General features: G+C 39.4%; 20 protein-coding genes. 3 read left to right on the top strand and 17 right to left on the bottom strand.

Going from position 1 to position 17,472, the window contains the following annotated elements; genetic code table 11:
* Positions 1-102 precede the first annotated feature (102 nt).
* On the bottom strand, positions 103-735 hold the full coding sequence (locus CSV61_RS12875) for a lipase family alpha/beta hydrolase (RefSeq protein ID WP_099639533.1): 633 nt from the start codon (positions 733-735) through the stop codon (positions 103-105).
* Positions 736-761: 26 nt separating this feature from the next.
* Positions 762-2,399: a beta-N-acetylhexosaminidase gene (gene nagZ / locus CSV61_RS12880; RefSeq protein WP_158233854.1), complete on the bottom strand. Its 1,638-nt coding sequence runs from the start codon at positions 2,397-2,399 to the stop codon at positions 762-764.
* A gap of 114 nt (positions 2,400-2,513) precedes the next feature.
* Here nagZ and CSV61_RS16985 point away from each other — a divergent pair, with 114 nt between their 5' ends.
* Positions 2,514-2,690 carry a hypothetical protein gene (locus CSV61_RS16985; RefSeq protein ID WP_199173634.1) on the top strand — a complete coding sequence of 59 codons (177 nt, stop codon included), beginning with the start codon at positions 2,514-2,516 and terminating at the stop codon, positions 2,688-2,690.
* 47 nt (positions 2,691-2,737) lie between these two features.
* On the opposite strand, the gene CSV61_RS12885 is transcribed toward CSV61_RS16985, so the two are convergent.
* The 6 genes from CSV61_RS12885 to CSV61_RS17250 all read right to left on the bottom strand — a co-directional run bounded on the left by CSV61_RS12885 (position 2,738) and on the right by CSV61_RS17250 (position 5,001).
* The gene (locus CSV61_RS12885; RefSeq protein ID WP_099639535.1) at positions 2,738-3,697 is read right to left on the bottom strand and encodes a bile acid:sodium symporter family protein; all 960 of its coding nucleotides are present in this window, start codon (positions 3,695-3,697) and stop codon (positions 2,738-2,740) included.
* Positions 3,698-3,850: 153 nt separating this feature from the next.
* A complete protein-coding gene (locus CSV61_RS17230; RefSeq protein ID WP_255397466.1) occupies positions 3,851-3,973 on the bottom strand; it encodes a hypothetical protein in 123 nt (40 codons plus the stop codon).
* A gap of 53 nt (positions 3,974-4,026) precedes the next feature.
* Positions 4,027-4,149, bottom strand: a complete 123-nt coding sequence (locus tag CSV61_RS17235) for a hypothetical protein (RefSeq protein WP_255408196.1) — start codon at positions 4,147-4,149, stop codon at positions 4,027-4,029.
* 53 nt (positions 4,150-4,202) lie between these two features.
* On the bottom strand, positions 4,203-4,325 hold the full coding sequence (locus CSV61_RS17240) for a hypothetical protein (RefSeq protein ID WP_255408197.1): 123 nt from the start codon (positions 4,323-4,325) through the stop codon (positions 4,203-4,205).
* A 359-nt stretch (positions 4,326-4,684) separates the two neighbouring features.
* Positions 4,685-4,807, bottom strand: a complete 123-nt coding sequence (locus tag CSV61_RS17245) for a hypothetical protein (RefSeq protein ID WP_255408198.1) — start codon at positions 4,805-4,807, stop codon at positions 4,685-4,687.
* A gap of 71 nt (positions 4,808-4,878) precedes the next feature.
* Positions 4,879-5,001 (bottom strand): hypothetical protein, encoded by a 123-nt coding sequence (locus CSV61_RS17250; protein WP_255408199.1) that lies wholly within the window; start codon positions 4,999-5,001, stop codon positions 4,879-4,881.
* Between the two features lie 263 nt (positions 5,002-5,264).
* Here CSV61_RS17250 and CSV61_RS12890 point away from each other — a divergent pair, with 263 nt between their 5' ends.
* On the top strand, positions 5,265-5,837 hold the full coding sequence (locus CSV61_RS12890) for a cupin domain-containing protein (RefSeq protein WP_369824378.1): 573 nt from the start codon (positions 5,265-5,267) through the stop codon (positions 5,835-5,837).
* 215 nt (positions 5,838-6,052) lie between these two features.
* On the opposite strand, the gene CSV61_RS12895 is transcribed toward CSV61_RS12890, so the two are convergent.
* From CSV61_RS12895 to CSV61_RS12915, 5 genes are all read right to left on the bottom strand, one after another.
* The gene (locus tag CSV61_RS12895; protein WP_099639536.1) at positions 6,053-6,367 is read right to left on the bottom strand and encodes a hypothetical protein; all 315 of its coding nucleotides are present in this window, start codon (positions 6,365-6,367) and stop codon (positions 6,053-6,055) included.
* A gap of 551 nt (positions 6,368-6,918) precedes the next feature.
* Entirely contained in the window at positions 6,919-7,308 is a 390-nt protein-coding gene (locus tag CSV61_RS12900) for a DUF2642 domain-containing protein (RefSeq protein ID WP_099639537.1), read from the bottom strand.
* Between the two features lie 150 nt (positions 7,309-7,458).
* Positions 7,459-9,165 (bottom strand): GMC family oxidoreductase N-terminal domain-containing protein, encoded by a 1,707-nt coding sequence (locus tag CSV61_RS12905; protein WP_099639538.1) that lies wholly within the window; start codon positions 9,163-9,165, stop codon positions 7,459-7,461.
* Positions 9,149-9,799 (bottom strand): hypothetical protein, encoded by a 651-nt coding sequence (locus CSV61_RS12910; protein WP_099639539.1) that lies wholly within the window; start codon positions 9,797-9,799, stop codon positions 9,149-9,151. Before CSV61_RS12910 ends, CSV61_RS12905 begins: the two co-directional genes overlap by 17 nt.
* A 486-nt stretch (positions 9,800-10,285) precedes the next feature.
* Positions 10,286-12,349: a catalase gene (locus tag CSV61_RS12915; RefSeq protein ID WP_369824379.1), complete on the bottom strand. Its 2,064-nt coding sequence runs from the start codon at positions 12,347-12,349 to the stop codon at positions 10,286-10,288.
* A gap of 539 nt (positions 12,350-12,888) precedes the next feature.
* Between CSV61_RS12915 and CSV61_RS12920 the strand changes: the two genes are divergently transcribed.
* On the top strand, positions 12,889-13,110 hold the full coding sequence (locus CSV61_RS12920; protein ID WP_083033823.1) for a hypothetical protein: 222 nt from the start codon (positions 12,889-12,891) through the stop codon (positions 13,108-13,110).
* Between the two features lie 315 nt (positions 13,111-13,425).
* Here CSV61_RS12920 and rlmD read toward each other — a convergent pair whose 3' ends face one another.
* The 4 genes from rlmD to CSV61_RS12935 form a co-directional block, all read right to left on the bottom strand.
* Positions 13,426-14,790, bottom strand: coding sequence for a 23S rRNA (uracil(1939)-C(5))-methyltransferase RlmD (gene rlmD, locus CSV61_RS12925; RefSeq protein ID WP_099639541.1), 1,365 nt, complete (start codon positions 14,788-14,790; stop codon positions 13,426-13,428).
* Between the two features lie 66 nt (positions 14,791-14,856).
* Positions 14,857-14,991 carry a cytochrome bd oxidase small subunit CydS family protein gene (gene cydS / locus CSV61_RS17255; protein WP_255408200.1) on the bottom strand — a complete coding sequence of 45 codons (135 nt, stop codon included), beginning with the start codon at positions 14,989-14,991 and terminating at the stop codon, positions 14,857-14,859.
* Positions 14,992-15,002: 11 nt separating this feature from the next.
* Positions 15,003-16,028, bottom strand: a complete 1,026-nt coding sequence (locus CSV61_RS12930) for a cytochrome d ubiquinol oxidase subunit II (protein ID WP_083033827.1) — start codon at positions 16,026-16,028, stop codon at positions 15,003-15,005.
* Positions 16,025-17,362, bottom strand: a complete 1,338-nt coding sequence (locus tag CSV61_RS12935; RefSeq protein WP_369824380.1) for a cytochrome ubiquinol oxidase subunit I — start codon at positions 17,360-17,362, stop codon at positions 16,025-16,027. Before CSV61_RS12935 ends, CSV61_RS12930 begins: the two co-directional genes overlap by 4 nt.
* Positions 17,363-17,472: the final 110 nt, after the last annotated feature.

The following is a 17,472-nucleotide window of genomic DNA, read 5'->3' on the forward strand; positions in this document are numbered from 1 at the left end:
CAATCATCCTCCTTATTCCCTCAGCTGTAGCATGCCCGCTGAAATGAATATTACAAGGGAATAAAAGCTGTGAATTTTTTCAAGTATTAAGACCATGCTTTATCAAAAATGCCCAGTTTGCAAAAAACGTGCAGTTAATTCAGCTACTTCTTTCTGATGATGGATTTCTTTATGTCCATATGGCAAAGCGATAAAATCAGATAGTCCCGGATAATAAACTGAATCCAATTCTACCCGTCCATCATTTGCGCCTTGAATTAACTTTCCAAGCCATAAATGATTGCGTGTCCCTGCGATTGCACCAATTGAATAGCTAGTTATGTCCGGCAAATTCAGCTGCTCAATATACGTTGCGTTTAACGACCGTAATGTTCTATAGCACTCAGTATATCCCGCAATTTTCCCTGCCACGTGCGCAAGTCGACTTCCTCGATTAGGCGTGGCAATTTGCACACAGTGGCCAATTGAATCCATCCATTGTGTTTCCTGTAATACTTTTCGAATAAGTAGACCACCTGTACTGTGGCCTACTAGATGGATGGGTGTTTTTTTGTGTGATACCATTTCGGATAAAACTTCTTCCACAAGAAAAAATGATTGACCAAATTCATGATAAGTGAACGATAAGTCGAGTGATCTGCAATGAAAGCCATGCTGTTCTAAATAGGTAAACAATGTCTGCATATCACGTGAGCTTTTATTGAAACCATGAAGCAAAAGAACCTGTTCATCCATGCGATCACTCCTTTTTCGTTAATTAGCTAATTGATTTTCTTGATAAGTTCCTTTGTTTGTTGATTCAACTCTTCCACATCGACTTGCTTTCGTGGAATATCCTCCACTTCATACTGTTGCTTCAGCAATAATATACGTTCGACACTTTGATTGATTCGTTGTTCTGTAATGACTCCTTCATTGACTGCCTTTTGTAAGGCAGTGAGTATTTCGTCTACTGGCGTATATTTATGCCCAACGAGTAAAATGTCTCCACTCGCTACAATAGATTGGATTGCCGCCTCTCCAATCGAATAGTTCTTTTCGATAGCTCCCATGACCAAGTCATCTGTAATAACTACACCGTCAAACTGTAATTCATCACGCAATAGGTCTTGAATAATTATTTTTGAAAATGATGCAGGTGTTTTCGGATCATATGCTTCTACAAGTAAATGCCCGACCATTACCGCATGTACGCCACCTTCAATCGCTTGTTTAAAGGGAAGTAGTTCTACATTCTTTAATCGTTCCTTATTATGTGTAATCACGGGCAAATCAATATGTGAGTCTACACTTGTATCACCATGTCCCGGAAAGTGCTTGACGACAGGTATGACATGTTGCGACGCCATACCATTCGCTTGCTGGATCCCTGCTTTGCTAACTAGCTGTGCATCCGCACTATACGAACGGTCGCCAATCACTGGGTTCTTCGGATTACTATCTACGTCAAGTACGGGTGCAAAATCCATATTCAATCCCAACGCACTCATTTTGCGACCAATTAACTCTCCAATATCATATGCATATTTTCCGTTTGCGGCATTCCCAACCTTACGATTAGATGGAGTTTTTACGAGCTCTTTTGGCAGTCGAGTAACTCGTCCACCTTCCTCGTCTACACTAATGAATAAGGGCGTTTTTGCATTCGCATTCGCTTGTTTTAACTCATTAATCAAGTTAAGCGACTGCGAAACAGAAACGAAATTACGATTAAATAAAATGATGCCGCCGACATGCCTTTCTTGGATAAATGTCTTTGCTGCTGAATCCAGTTGCGGACCTTGCACACCCATCATAATCAACTGACCAAGCTTTTCATCTAGTTGCATTTCCTGTAACACAGCCTGAACTTCTACACTCGGCTTATGAAGAACAGCAATTTCTACGATGGACGCATGGTTGTCTGAAGAAGAAAATAGCAAAGTTAATTGGTATTCGTCATTCAAATCATAAACAAAGATTGTCTGCTCATTCACTTGTCTCAGTCTATCTGGATCTCCTAGTATTGCCTTTGTTTGCAACTGCGTTACCTCATTAAGCTTTGATTCCACTGCACGCAATTTATAGACTAAATTATTCTCTGTCAAGTGAAGCTTCAGCTGCTCTTTTTCATAAATCGCATAGCTTTCCTTCCTACTGTGTTCTATCTTATCTGCCTCCCCTACTTGATCTTTGACTTGCTGATAAGTAGTTTCTCCTACTTGCCATTGTTGATTGGGTAGATTTCCTTTTTCAGCTGCATCGTGGACTGCAATTAATGCTTGTTTGTTCTGCTTATTTCGTATTTCTGTTTGTTTGGATTCTTCATTCTGTTCGTTCTCTTGATTTGAACACCCTGTTGCTATTACAAAAAGTGCAACGACGAGGAGTAACAGTAAGATTCTAGATACTTTTCGCATAATTCCACCTCTGCTTTTAATCATACTACCATTTTTCAGACACCTATTGATATCGTCAGCTGCCGCATAAAACTTCGACTTTTGTCTATCCTAGTCGATAGGAGGTGGACGAACATGACAAATAAAAATAATAAAAAAACCATGAATGAACGGACACACAACCCGTTGGGCACGTATCAAAATAAAAACAAAGAAGCCAGCAATAGCAATAACCAGCATCCAGAAGGCCATTCACCAGAAGAATTTTCTGCAGAGTTTGGATCTAGACCTAAAAATAAGAAGCTAAAATAAAACAACTGCCGTATTCTGATCTTCAGAATGACGGCAGTTGTTTTATTTTATCCTACTTCATTTACCTTGAAATAACGTCTTCCATACCAGTTCCCTACCTTATTGTACACGGAGGCAAGTACTTGCTGAAATAGCATACCGAAAACGACCGGCATGACGACTTTCGCTGGGAAGAACGTAGTCGCAATCACGACTCCTGTTGCAATATTTCGCATGCCGCCCACATACATGAATGTCGTAGCAATCACAGGGTCCTTCCAGAGTACATGTGCAATCCATAAGGCAGCTGCATAGCCTGTCATCGCGATGAATAGTACGAGGGCAATAACGCCAACCAGTTCCAGAGAAACTTTCCGTACATAAGGCGCTACTGCACTGCCATTAATCGCAACAATCGCAAACAGACTTAGTTTAGAGAAAGGTGCTAAACGTGGGCCCCAAATCTTTTGAACGTGCCCCTTTGACAGTTCATTCAATGTAATCCCAAGTATGGTAGGTAGTACAATCATCCAAAGTAAATTAATAATTAATGACATTGTATCGATTGTTACACTTTCTCCCACAACGACATAAAGAATTGCCGGTAAAATGATAGGTGCTAATAATGTATCAATTAATATGATAGATAAGCATAAAGGCAGATTACCCTTGGAAATGGTTACCCAAATCACACTCGTAACGCCCGTTGGAATAGCAACCGCCAACACAAAACCTACCGTAAGTAAATGATCATCGAAAAATACCGTAGATAAAAAATAAGCCCATGTAGGCATTACTAGATGCAGAAAAGCAATACTTACGAGTACTACGGCCGGATATTTCCTTACCATACGTACTTCTTTGACATTCATACCAAGACTGCCTACGAACGTCATAAATGCAAACAACCAAGAAACGATAAATAATAACTGCTCCCCTACTTGATGAAACAATACGCCCATCACTAAGCTAAAGGGGGTTAAGATGGCAATCCATCGTTGGAAAAAGGTATTCAAATTGCTCAACATATAATTCCCTTCTTTACTGGACTAATCACATAATTGATCTAGTCGTATTCTAGCATAGTAGATTGTGTGAGAATTAATGTCCTAACTAAAAAAGTATAAAGAAACATAAAAAAATCCGTAGCGGTTACACGCTACGGTTATAGGATGAAGTAATTATTTTGTGTATGATAGAACTGCATATTTGCTGAAATTCTTCATGGCATCTGTCGCTTCTGCTTTCTCTGCATATTCAAAAATACGTACGTTTGCTTGGTCGAATAAAGTAATTACCCACATGTTTGTCAGTCTCCTTTTAATTTGTATTCATTTATCACTAGTAAAGCCAACACTTAGTATGTGTATGTTAGAACTGCATAATGGTTAAAGTTTTTCATTGCATTTGTTGCCTCGGCCTTCTCAGCATATTCAAAGATCCTTACGTTTGCTTGATCAAATAATGTAATAACCCACATGTTTGTCAGTCCCCTTTTAATTTGTATTCATTTATTCATAGTAAAGCCAACACTTAGTATGTGTATGTTAAAACTGCGTAATGGTTAAAGTTTTTCATTGCATTTGTTGCCTCGGCTTTTTTAGCATATTCAAAGATCCTTACGTTTGCTTCGTCAAACAATGTGATCACCCACATATTGTGTAATCTCCCTTTTGTTTGGTGGCATAGTTCCTTGAATGGAATCTGCTAACCAATTTCTTTTGTTACTCTTATCATACTCTGTTCTACAACAAAAGAAACCGATATGTGAGACCTTTCACAATTCATTCAAAGTCAAAACGCTTACATATGTCGGAATTGTGTCTGCAAACGTTTTCTTATCAGCCTAATAGAAGTTATGTGTTTTTTATAAAAATAGTTTAATTTTTATATCAACATAATAGTACATCTCTCGACAGTGGTTGCCAACTAGAACATCCAGTTATATACATTCCAATTCAATTCCCACGCAAAAAAACCGCAGCAAAATACGCTACGGTTAAAGTGGTAACTGCTTATCTTGTGTAAGAAAGAACAGCATATTTACTGAAACTCTTCATTGCCTTCATAGCCTCTACCTTCTCTGCATACTCAAATATCCGTACATTCGCTTGATCAAATAAAGTAATTACCCACATGTTTGTCAGTCTCCTTTTGGTTTACTATTCTGTCGTTCATAAGTATTAGCTATGTGCATGTTCAGTGATTTTTATTTTGTATAGGATAAAACAGCGTACTCATTGAACTTTTCCATGGCAATTGTAGCTTCTGCTTTCTCTGCATATTCAAAGATCCGTACTTTCTCTGTTTCGAACAATGTGATAACCCACATATTGTTCAGTCTCCTTTACGATTAAATTTTGATTCAGTAAGCGAGAATCTATAATCAACTTCTCTTGTTACTTTTAGTATACTATCCTTTTCATATAGTTTAGTCGTATTGTGAAGCCTTTCACAAATCATTCAAAGTTGAACCGCTTACATATGACTACTTTGTGAATTCTAATCACAATAGGTTTAGCAGTTTACTCATTTTTCTTTTACACACAAATTCAAGTTTCACACATATACTATGATGAAAATATAAAGAGAGGGATGAGTGTTATCAATCAATCTGTTTCTAATTTCATATTAGTATGTTGGTATCAACCGATGTATATATGGCCTTGTTTCCATATGTACCCTTTACAGCAAATGAATCATACTGAATATCCTTCTGTACTACTACACCGTAGTCAAACCGATTATGGCCCTATGCCTTTCACGATTAATATAGAAGAGGCAACAAAAAGGAACCAAACATTCCGTACTGCATTATGGACAGGTGACCACTTGCAACTCACACTCATGAGTATTGCACCAGGAGAGGATATTGGTTTGGAAATACATCCCCATGTTGATCAATTTATTCGGCTTGAGGAAGGGCAAGGCGTGGTTCAAATGGGGAATACAAAAGACCAAGTACATTTCGAACGGCAAGTCCAGGCAGATGATAGTATTATTATTCCCGCTGGGGTTTGGCATAATATCACGAATACTGGCACTGTACCTATCAAATTATATTCGATTTATGCGCCTCCAAATCATCCCTACGGTACGATACACGAAACGAAAGCTATAGCGGAAGAAATGGAGTCTTCACACACTACTGACCATAAGTATATATAGCAATCTGAAAGACGTTGATGCAGTGATAGAAGAAGTAAAAAAGACAAGACATCCATTTACACGATGTCTTGTCCTTGTCATTTTTCATTCGCTTCCATCATTCCTGTAAATACACAAATAGAGCGGTAAACTTAGTTTCATCAGCCAAATTGTAAATAGGGTATTTGATCTTTTGCAACTATGTGAACATGCACTCTATATTCATAATCTATTCTTTACAAAAATAGTAACGCTAAACTAACTGCGATAGAAATTGAGAGCGATATTTTACTTAATATCACAAGCTCTTCACTTCTGAATTTAATAATAACTGCCAATATAGCTACAATCCCCATTACTATGGCAAGTGTCTTTTGAATGGTAAAGTTGGTAGGAAACGATGTGAACGCTAAGTAGGATAAAAGCAGGCCAAACAACATATTGATTATAATTATACTATTATTAGATTTACTTTTATATAATATGACTTGAATTCCTACTGCTAAGATTACTAAAACTATATACATGATCTCTAATATGCCTAATGCCAAATGTGTCCCCCCTTTCCATTATAAATAACTAATTCAGTAATTATAACATGAAGTCGATGCTTAGGACATTTCTACATTTGTATATAATAAATTATTAAATAATGTATGTAAAAAGAAGATATCAAAGCGAAAAGTGTTTTAATCGTTTGCAACCAAAGGTATCTTAAACATTCTAAATTCCATGTAAGGAAATTGAAGAGCCGTTTCTGCTGACTTCTGATTGTTCAACCCTTCAAGTAAGAATGTAGTATTTTTCGTACTTGTCTGTTTCATTCACTTTTACAATTATGACAGAAAGGATTTTGTTGTACAAGTTCACTCAATTGTACCTAGCCTTATATGAAATTTATGTTCGTCAGACTGAAGACTTGTCGCAGGCTCCTTTCAAATTTCGCGTTACGACAGTCACCCTTACGTTAAGCTAGCTGTTACCTCTACTTTCACAAGTTGTCTCTTCTTGTAGACTACACCTATGCTGAGCGCACTAAAGAAGACGGAATACCGATAGGTAATCCGTCTTCTAAAAAACTAAGTAGTACTCCATATATAGGTTACGATCCCAAAGAAAGGCCTTCAAAATACACGATTTGATCCAACCGTACGTGCAGTGATTTAGTGTCACTTAATTTCAATTCAATATGGTCGATTGCCACTGCCGCCAACTTTCCCTTAACCTCTTTTGCAGTTGTTTGGACTGTGATATCAAGTCCTTGATGACGGCTCAGGTGATCCAGAAAAACAGGTTCCACACGGGTGACATACCGGTTAGGCTGCGGTATTTTATCCGTGGGATGAATAGTAGTGTAGTTTGCCGGGCTTTGATTTACATAGTCAGGCTGTGCAATTGGATGCCTTTTGTGTTCCTGATGTCCCGACTGAGACTGCATAGGCGATGCAGTCATCACCTGTGGGTAAGCATAGTAAAAACCATACATAATCATAATTCACTCCTTTAGTATACTGATCTATGCTATGCGATACCCTCAAGAAAGGTTCGGTCTGTTCACTATATTCGTTTCTGCTTTTTACGCCCTTACGCACGCTTTTGAGTGAAATTCTCTTTGGATTGTTAACGTATTCAAGGAATAATCTTAAAAATATTTTTTCGCTAGTAACTCTGCTGTTCTCGTTGCCAATGCTTGCGTTGTCAACGTTGGATTAGGTCCACCAAGGGAATTGTAGTCAGCACTATTATCTGCTATGAAGAGACGATCTACTTGATAGGCCTCACACGAAGTGTCGACAACAAAACCCATTCGCATTGTACTTTGTAAATGAATATAAAGATTCGGTGGAAGATCTGCACGATGTACCTTTTTCGCACCTGCTTCCCGTAAAATATCTGTCGCTATATGAACTAACTGCTCTCTTCTCTCTTTCGACTTCTGACTCGGTGTATAATGTACAATGGGTACTGCCCCGTGTTCATCTTTAATATGGGGATCCAGCTCAACACGGTTGTGATATTGTACTTCATCATCTGTAACGATTAGAAGTGTAAGTGTTCGTCTGTAGTCTTTCATCGCCTCATCCAGTTCGGCACCGACAAGCATTCCACGCTGGTCCCATCTATCTGAACTGGATTCGTGGAGGTCGTTATAACCGTATTGGCTAAACCCAAACAGCAGTTGAGCGGAGAGCCCCGGGCTTTCCCCCATATTTTCAATCATGCCAAGGCCGGGATAATCAAGTCGTGCAGCGGATGTATGCCCGACAAATGGATTAACGGCAGGACTTCCTAAGATCCTCATCAATGTTTCCTCGTCAAATGTTCCGGTAACCGTATCCATATAATGATTAGTCAATCCACGACCTACCCAAGCGTTATACGGCAATTCAGAGTTCAGCCATAGACGGGGAGTTTCCACGCAACCAGCCGCCATCACGACAACTTTTGCGTACAATTCTTCAACTTCCCCTGTCCACGTATCACGTATTTTAACGCCAATCGCGCATTCTTTTCCGTTAGCATCACGCTCTGTTAAAACCTTCGTTACAAATGTATTTGGCCTAAACGTAACGTTTCCAGTTTTCATTGCTAAAGGGACATAACTAACAGCTGTAGTTCGTTTCGCCATCTTTTCAAGTTTCGGGCCGTACGGACACCCTTGCCCACAATGTCCACTTAACGTGCAACCTTCCATATGACTTAATTGTTCTAATGAATAATTTGGATCCATTAAATGTTCATTTGGCGGTAAAATTGCATTGGGTTGAGGACGGTATCCACTCGTTGTCACATCTAATGTTTTGTTAAGAGTAAAGCCTGCTTTTTCTGCGCCGTAATAGAAAAGCGCTTCTTTAGATGTAGTGGGCGCAAACTCAACTGGTAATGTAGCTTCTACTTTTTCATAATATGGAATTAGATCTTTGTAACGAATTGGCCATTCGTTATCGATCGCATGCGGAAATGCGCGCGGGCAATTGGCATAGTAGTGAAGTGTGGACCCTCCAATCCCAGCAGTTTGCCAAACTAGAGCAGGATCAGGCACATTCCTAAACCAAGGTGCGCGTCTCCGGTCAGCAGTGCCCCAACGGAACTTACCGGTAACCGGATCATTCATATCATCTTCAAGTCTAGTCAATTGACTACGGTAGAGTGTGCCGTCCAAATCTTCAGGATTTGAACTCTCCTTTGCAAACCCTCTATTTTTATTAGGCTCTGGCCACTTTTTATTTCCGTACCACGGACCGGCTTCAAGCACTTGCACACGGATTCCTAATTCCCCAAGCTCTTTGGCGATAACCGGGCCGCCCCCACCTGCTCCAATAATAATTACATCAGGATTCATTTTCATATTTCTCCTCGCTTCTATTCATTCGTAATAAAAACCCACGAAAATCGCGGTAACCCAAAGATACACCTGGGTAACCGACTTGTTGCCAATTCACAGGGAAGTGTTCAAGACGTCGTTCATTTGGCGAACATAACTTTGTAGAACCGTAAGCAGGCCATTCCGAGTAATAACCAAGCACTGAAAAGCGGTTAAGAGCATCAACGATATTTTTCACCAGCCCTGCATTATTCTGAAATGGAGAGGGCAAAGCGTAAAGATCAACATCTAAATTTTCAAGTGCAGTTAATGTTCGTATTCGATCTTGCCGAGAAAGATAGGAAAACATCCCGCCTCCTTGAAAGGCACTTTGTGGAAGTGGTTGTGCTTGGTACGTGTTCACGAGTTGAATTGCTGCGATATCCAACATCATAGCTGTAGGGTACGAGAGGGGAACGATAGTGTGGTGCAATTGTTGCTGAATAGAAATGTAGTGATCCAAAGAATACATAATGTATTCATGAACCTTCCTATTCGAATTACAATTGGTAGATTCATAATTGGATTGCGCGTAAGTGGATGGAAGTAATGCATCCGTAAGCGATCGAAAACTTGCTTGTGTATACATTTGAGTTTGTGTATAAAAAATAATGATCATCACCTCTTTCTTTCAAATTACTGTATTACACTGCGCATTTCTTTATGACTGTAAATAGGTTCGTTTGTGCGCCTCTGCACCAACAATCACCACAGCCTCATCAGATCATTCATACGTTCCTAATACGCGTCTTTCACTTTTTAATCAGGCATGATACTTCCTTGCCACAACTAAATAAACAATCGTGGCTCATGTGAGTGAGAGGATACCGAACGACCTCGTATAAATAACTTGTCAAATGCTATTATTCTTTTTCGTGTTACAGTAAGATCTTTCGAAATCAAAAAGCCCCCGAACTATTAATCCGAGGGAACATAAAACACACTTCACTATTCATTTAAAAACTATCAAATCTATTGTTGCCATGCTATTTCAGCCACGATCAACTCTATGCACTTTACGTATATAGTTCACTTACTTTGTGTTGATCTAGTCTGCTGGCATGCACTATCTATTTTCGGCTGTATATACCTAATAAGCATTAAATCATCTTCTATCCCAAAATCGTTGTTGTGCAATTGCTGAGACAAAATCTTTACCGAAATCAGGGTTATTTTTAGCATAAACGACCCCAGCGAAGTTATTATTCCCCGATGTACTAATATATGACTGTCCGGTTGAAGCGATTCCAATGGGTTTATAATGTTTATACGCTACGTTTATATACTCGTTTAATTCATAATTAAATTGTTCTTGATTTTTAGATTTTCCACCAACAATATAGAGTGAATCAAGTAAATACGGACTTGTTGTAAGAAATGTTTCATTAACTTTCAATTTTGTACCATTATCTCCTGTAACAGTTCCAAGCGTATCGCTTACGATGATAACAAAAACACCGAATTCTTCTAAAACTTTCATTGTATTCATTACTTCATCTACGTTAAATCCATCGCCAATCAGTACACCCACTTTTAAAGAATATGCATATTTAGGCGTAGTTGTTTGGCTAAGGGATGGATAGCTTGTGGATACCGGGACGTTTGTTCCGCTTGGACAATTGACTCCAACAGTATCTGCAACAATGGTAGCCATCTCTTTATCAACATTTACTAATAGATCGACGACTTGCTGGCGCACCGACTCACTCTTCACACTACCGACTTGAAAGTTCAGTGCTTCAATCATATGTTGCTTTTCAATCTCAGTTAAGCTATTCCAAAAAATTCTTGGTTGTGTAAAATAATCATCAAACTTTTCTGGACGCTCTCGCGTAAGGTGTCCTGACACTTTTGATGGGTAATGCTCATAACCGCCTTCCTCAGGTGGTGTGGTGTACGGCGTATTATTTAAAAGTGAGTTTTCATGATAATTCGTCGGATCCACATCGATTTCATATTTCATAAATCCTTCCTGCTGGTTATTATGGAACGGACAAATCGGTCGATTGATCGGCAAGTGCTGGAAGTTCTTACCTCCCAGTCGATGATATTGAGCAGGTTGATAGGCGATTAACCTTCCTTGCAAGACAGGGTCATTGGAAAATCCAATTCCCGGTACGACATTGGCTGGGTTGAATGCAACCTGTTCATTTTCTGCAAAATCATTATCAACGTTCCGATTCAACGTCATTTTTCCGATCATCTGAACAGGTATGAGTTCTTCTGGCCAGAATTTCGTGGAATCGAGTATATCAAAGTCATAATTGAATTCCTCTTCTTCCGAAATTAGTTGAACGCCTAACTCATATTCAGCAAAAGCACCGCGATCAATGGCATCTCTAAGATCTCGACGATGGAAATCTGGATCGATGCCTCCTATTTTCTGCGCTTCATCCATCAACAGTGAATGGGATCCTAAAACAGGCTTCCAAACAAATCGGACGAACGTCTTGACGCCTTGTTCATTAACAAGTAAGTACGTATTGACTGACCAAGACTCCATCATTCGGTAACTTCTGAGGAGCCCTCTGTCAGACATTACCCATAGTGTCATATGCAGTGCCTCAGGATTATTCGCAACATAATCCCAGAAGTTATCATGCGCACCTGCGGCTTGTGGCATGCCGGTACGAGGTTCAGGCTGATAAGCGTGAATCATGTCAGGAAATTTCAACGGGTCTTGGTTGATCAAAACCGGGAAGGCAATCATCGTCATGTCATAATTTCCTTCTTCTGTATAAAACTTGACACCTAAACAACGTAAGTCTCTTGCTGTGTCTTTCGATCCTTTATTTCCTTGCACCGTTGAAAAGCGAACAAATAACGGAGTCTTTTTACCAGCCTCCTGCAAAAACCCCGCTTTGGTGAACTGCTTCATAGATTGGTAACACTCAAACTCTCCATGTGCCCCGTAACCTCTAGCGTGAAGCCTTCTTGCTGGTATCGTTTCATGCACGAAAGATGTCATCTTTTCAAAGAAATGTATATTCTCAAGTACTCCCGGCCCACGCACCCCGGCAGTTAAAATTCTCGAGTCATTCGAGACCTTTCTTCCCTGATTCGTCGTCATCGGCTTTCCAGCATCGCTAGTACGGAACTTATCCAATTGTTCATTCTTGCTGTTTTCATTGATTCTTTTCTTATTATCTGATGATGAATATTCAGTCAAGCAGATCACCTCATTCATTATTTTTATATCTAACTCCTAAGTATCTTACGTTTCCATATGCCAGTTTATACCTGGAGAATATTGTTGTCGTTTTAAAAAACATTCACTAACACGTAAAATTATAAATAAGGCGATATACAAGTTTTCTGATGGGCTTTTGTATCAGTGTATTATTATCGTGTATCGATCCATACAGCGTATATAATCTGGAATGACGATACGATCAAATTCTCTGATTTGCCTGCACAAATCATACAAGGTATCAATACTGGCTATCCCCTAGCATGATCAGTTATGGTAACTGGCCAATAAATGAAGAGGATATATAGTATAAGCAATGAGAGTGACATGCAGAGATCTACAAGTTTTTAAAAAAATATCCTTTACATTTTGGGGACATAATCTTAATGGGTACTTAATGAAGAGTACTTGCGTTACAAATGAATAGATACGCAAAATAACTTGCTACGTTCTATTTCACAATCATTTTCATAAAATGAATGTATACCAACACTTATCTTAAGTAAGGGGATTAGAATATGTATGCTATTCATTATTTCGAAGACAAAATTGAGGTGCTCAATGTAGCTTCTCGAATCATACCAGCCGTGGATGAAAAGGTAAGGATAAAAGGGCGTAATGGAAAAATCACAAGTGTTGAGAAGATAGGAGAAAGTAAGTACTTTGTGGTTGTCGAGTTTGAAAAGACCGTTGAAAAAAGCAACACAAACTCAAGAAATATTGACATGAGAAGAAAATAAATTTCCATTGATACTGTGCATTGTAATAATTTAAAAAGCCTGTGCCACATTGAATTCAATGTGGCACAGGCTTTTTTTATTTGTCACTACTGTCCATCAAGCTTATTATATTCTATATTTTCTAAATATCATTACAGAACCCATTCTGCGTTCTTTTACATCTTATGACTACGCGTTATAGGTATTGTTTGTAGACTATACTCCGCCTATATGGACGTTGATAAGTACAGCATGGCCAATTCCGTTCAAAGTAACTTCTTATATATTCTTTACTTTCATTCATCTTAAATGAAAGCCATCGTTAATCCCGCTGAGCTAATTCAACTCTATCAACGCCACGCACTCGACGTGACTGCTATGCGGGAACATGTCTACTGGTTGGACTTCTTTCGTGCGGTAGCCACCATCTTCGAGAATACGTAAATCACGCGCCAATGTTCCTGGATTACAAGACACATATACAATTTTCTTCGGCTTATAATTTAGAATGGTTTCTAGTAAGTTTTCATCGCATCCTTTACGTGGTGGATCAACGACTAATACATCAAACTCTTTACCTTGCGCGTACCATTTTGGAATAATCTCTTCTGCTGATCCCGCTTCAAAATGAGCGTTGTTACTATCGTTTAGTTCTGCGTTACGCTTGGCATCTTCTATCGCCTGCGGTACTATTTCCACTCCGTATACTTCCTTTGCTTGTTTAGCCAAGAACAATGAAATCGTTCCTATTCCACAATACGCATCCACTACGGTTTCATTTCCAGTTAGGTTCGCATAATCCAGTGCCTGTTGGTACAATACTTCTGTTTGAACAGGGTTGATTTGATAGAAAGAGCGTGCTGAAATTTCAAATTCAATTTCACCAATTCGATCAATAATAACTTCTGATCCGTATAAATGAATCATTTCATTCCCCATAATGACGTTCGTATTCGCTGTATTCACATTTTGCATAATAGACGTCACATCGGGTAACTGTTGCTGAATTAAATCGACTACCGCATCTTTTTGCGGGAATTTTCTATGGCGTGTAACTAGTACAACCATTACTTGACCTGTTTTACGCGCTTTTCTAACGATCAAATGACGTAGCATACCTTTATGTGTTCGTTCATCATACGTCTCAATACCCAACTGTTGAAGCTTATATTTCAGCAATGTCATCAGTTCGTCTGCTTCTTGCGTCTGAATCAGACAAACATCTGTGTCCACGATGTGATGTGTACGAGCTTTATAGAAGCCCGTAATTACGCGGTCGTTCTCCGTATCAAATGGTATTTGTGACTTATTGCGGTAACGCCACGGCTCATCCATCCCTTTTACTTCATGTACAGGCACATCAGGAAGCTTCGCAATTCGGTCCATTACATCACGCACAGATTTACGTTTTTGAATCAACTGACTTTCATAAGACAAATGTTGCAATTGGCAACCGCCACATGTCGGGAATACATGACAAGGAGGCGTTACACGGGATGGAGATGGCTCCACGATATTCAATAACTTTGCGAATCCATATTTCTTCAATGTCTTCATTACATGGACATCGACTGTCTCTCCAGGCAGCGTTTCTGGAATGAATAATGGATAACCCTCCACTTTTGCCACGCCTGCTCCATCATGTGTTAGATCTTCTATAGTCACTCGTATTTTTTCGTTTTTATTTACTGCAAAGCTCATGATTTTTCCTCCATCTTTCAGATACTTCTAGTGTACCATGGGAAGCAAACAAAAAAACAGACGGAATCACCCGTCTGTTTCTTTACTGTTTTTATACTCATGATCTGTCACTGCATCATCTTTTAACACTACAAAGAACGATAGTGCAATGCCTGCGATAATGACCAAAAAAGGTGCATAGAAAATTAAAAATTCATTCATCTTAACGCCCCCTACGCATGGTAATTTTCTTTTCCTTTTACATACTCTTTATTGAACAAGAACATACGTAATAGTAAATACAATGATGGGATTAGCAGAAGTAATCCAAATATAAACGCCACGATTAAAGCAATCGCCATAGCTTGGTTCGTGAAACTATCGTAAATAGTCAAATACGGGTAGAGCAAGTATGGATAATGCGAAGCACCATAACCAAAGAAGGCGAATAGGAATTGTCCTATTAGCAAACCGAATGCTAGACCATATTGACGCTGTTTCCAGATGAGATAAACCGTTCCTAAGAACAGTAAAAACGATAGTAGAAACATCGGCCAGAATCTTTGAATACTCTCATAGTGTAGCGGGTTATGTTTACGTAATTCAAATATAATCCCACCTGCAGCAATAATCGTTGGCAATGCCCAGATAAGCGCATACTTACGTAACAGTTGCGTCGCCTCTGGATCCTTGGCTTTATTCGCATACCATGTCAAAAATGCGGAGGAGATATACAGTGTGGCCGCTATGCTTAGTACGACAATCGACCAAGTAAGCGGACTTGTGAACAATTTCCAGTAATCTAAAACCGGCTGACCATTTACTAATTCGATAAATCCTCCTTCAGATATTGTCAACACAATCGACAATGACGCAGGAAGTAATAAACCCGTCGAACCGTAAGCAAATGAATATCCTTTGTGACCACGAGCACCATAGGTTTCAAATGCATAATATGAACCTCGAATTGCCAAAAGGATAATGGCAAAACTAACCGGTACTAACAAAGTAGTGCCATAATAAAAGGCGGTTTTTGGAAAGAATCCAATAATCCCCACGAAGAAGAATACTAGAAAAACATTCGTTACTTCCCAGACTGGTGACAAATAACGTTGAATGACATGCGTCAAGATTCGCTGTCGGCCTGTAAATAAACTATATGCGTTGAAAAAACCTGCTCCAAAATCAATCGCACCAATTAAGATGTAGCCGAACAAAAACACCCACAATACCGTAATTCCTAGAATTTCGATATTCATAGAATGTCACCGCCTTTCTCTCGTTGTCGATCTATAATTTCTTGTTCTACAGGATTTCTGATGAACATTCTTCTTAGAACAACTATACTGCCGATACCGAGAACGAGATATAAAAGCGCAAAGAGCACAAGCATAGTCGGAACCTGACCGCTAGTTGTCGCACCTTCAGACGTCCGCATAATATTACGTAATATCCACGGTTGACGTCCTACCTCTGCTAACCACCAACCCGCTTCGAGTGAAATAAAAACGAGTGGTCCTGCTATGACAATGAGCCATCGGAATAAGCGAGACTCGACAAATGACCATCTTCGCCACATACCAATCCAGTATACAGCTGCCAACGTCATCAATAACATTCCGATTGTCACCATAATATCAAAGAGGTAATGGATATAAAGTGGCGGTGTATCTTCTTCAGGAAACTGATCCAATCCAACCACTTCAGCACTTGGTACACCGTGCGCTAAAATAGAAAGGGCATACGGTATTGTAATGGCGTATTTCACTTCGCCATCGTCCAGCACACCATACAAAATTAAAGGAGCATTTTCTTCTGTTTCAAAATGCCATTCAGCTGCTGCCAACTTTTCAGGTTGATATTCTGCTAAATACTTTCCTGATAAATCACCAACCAATGCTGCACTCACACTGAAGATGAATCCCACTTTCAAAGTCAGATACAAAGCCTTTTTATGGTACACATGATTTGAACCTCGCAACAAACGAAACGCTGCAATGGCAGCCAATAAAAAAGCGGATGTCATGTAAGCTGTCCCAACAACATGTGCCACTTTTGTCGGCATGGCAGGATTAAACATGGCGACAAGCGGATTAACATTGATTAGTTCCCCATTTACTAAATTAAAACCTTGTGGTGCATTCATGAAGGCATTTACAATTGTGATGAATACCGCGGAGAACGAAGCGCCAAGCGCAACTGGAATGAGAAGCAGAAAATGTTTCTTTTGATTTTCAAAACGATCCCATGTATAAAGGTAAATACCAAGGAAAATCGCTTCAAAAAAGAAAGCGAATGTCTCCATAAATAATGGCAAAGCAATCACATTTCCAGCTAGCTCCATAAAATTTGGCCATAATAATGACAGTTGTAAACCAATCGCTGTTCCGGTCACCACTCCAACGGCTACGGTGATGACGAAACCGCGTGCCCAACGTCTCGCTAACAAAATATAATGCTCGTCGTTCTTCTTAATACCAACCCATTGGGCCAGCATGATCATAAGTGGGACACCCACTCCGATAGTTGCATAGATAATATGAAACGATAATGTCAATTCAGTCAATACTCTAGAATAAAATACCGAGTCCACACCATCCACCTCCTTCTTACGAAAATAGTCTTCCTATAATTGATAGCAACATGATACCCGCAACAATAAATGCCAACCACATCAAACGCTTTTCTTGTCTCTTATACACA

This window comes from Sporosarcina sp. P3 (genome assembly GCF_002743415.1).
GTDB classification, from domain to species: Bacteria; Bacillota; Bacilli; order Bacillales_A; family Planococcaceae; genus Sporosarcina; species Sporosarcina ureae_A.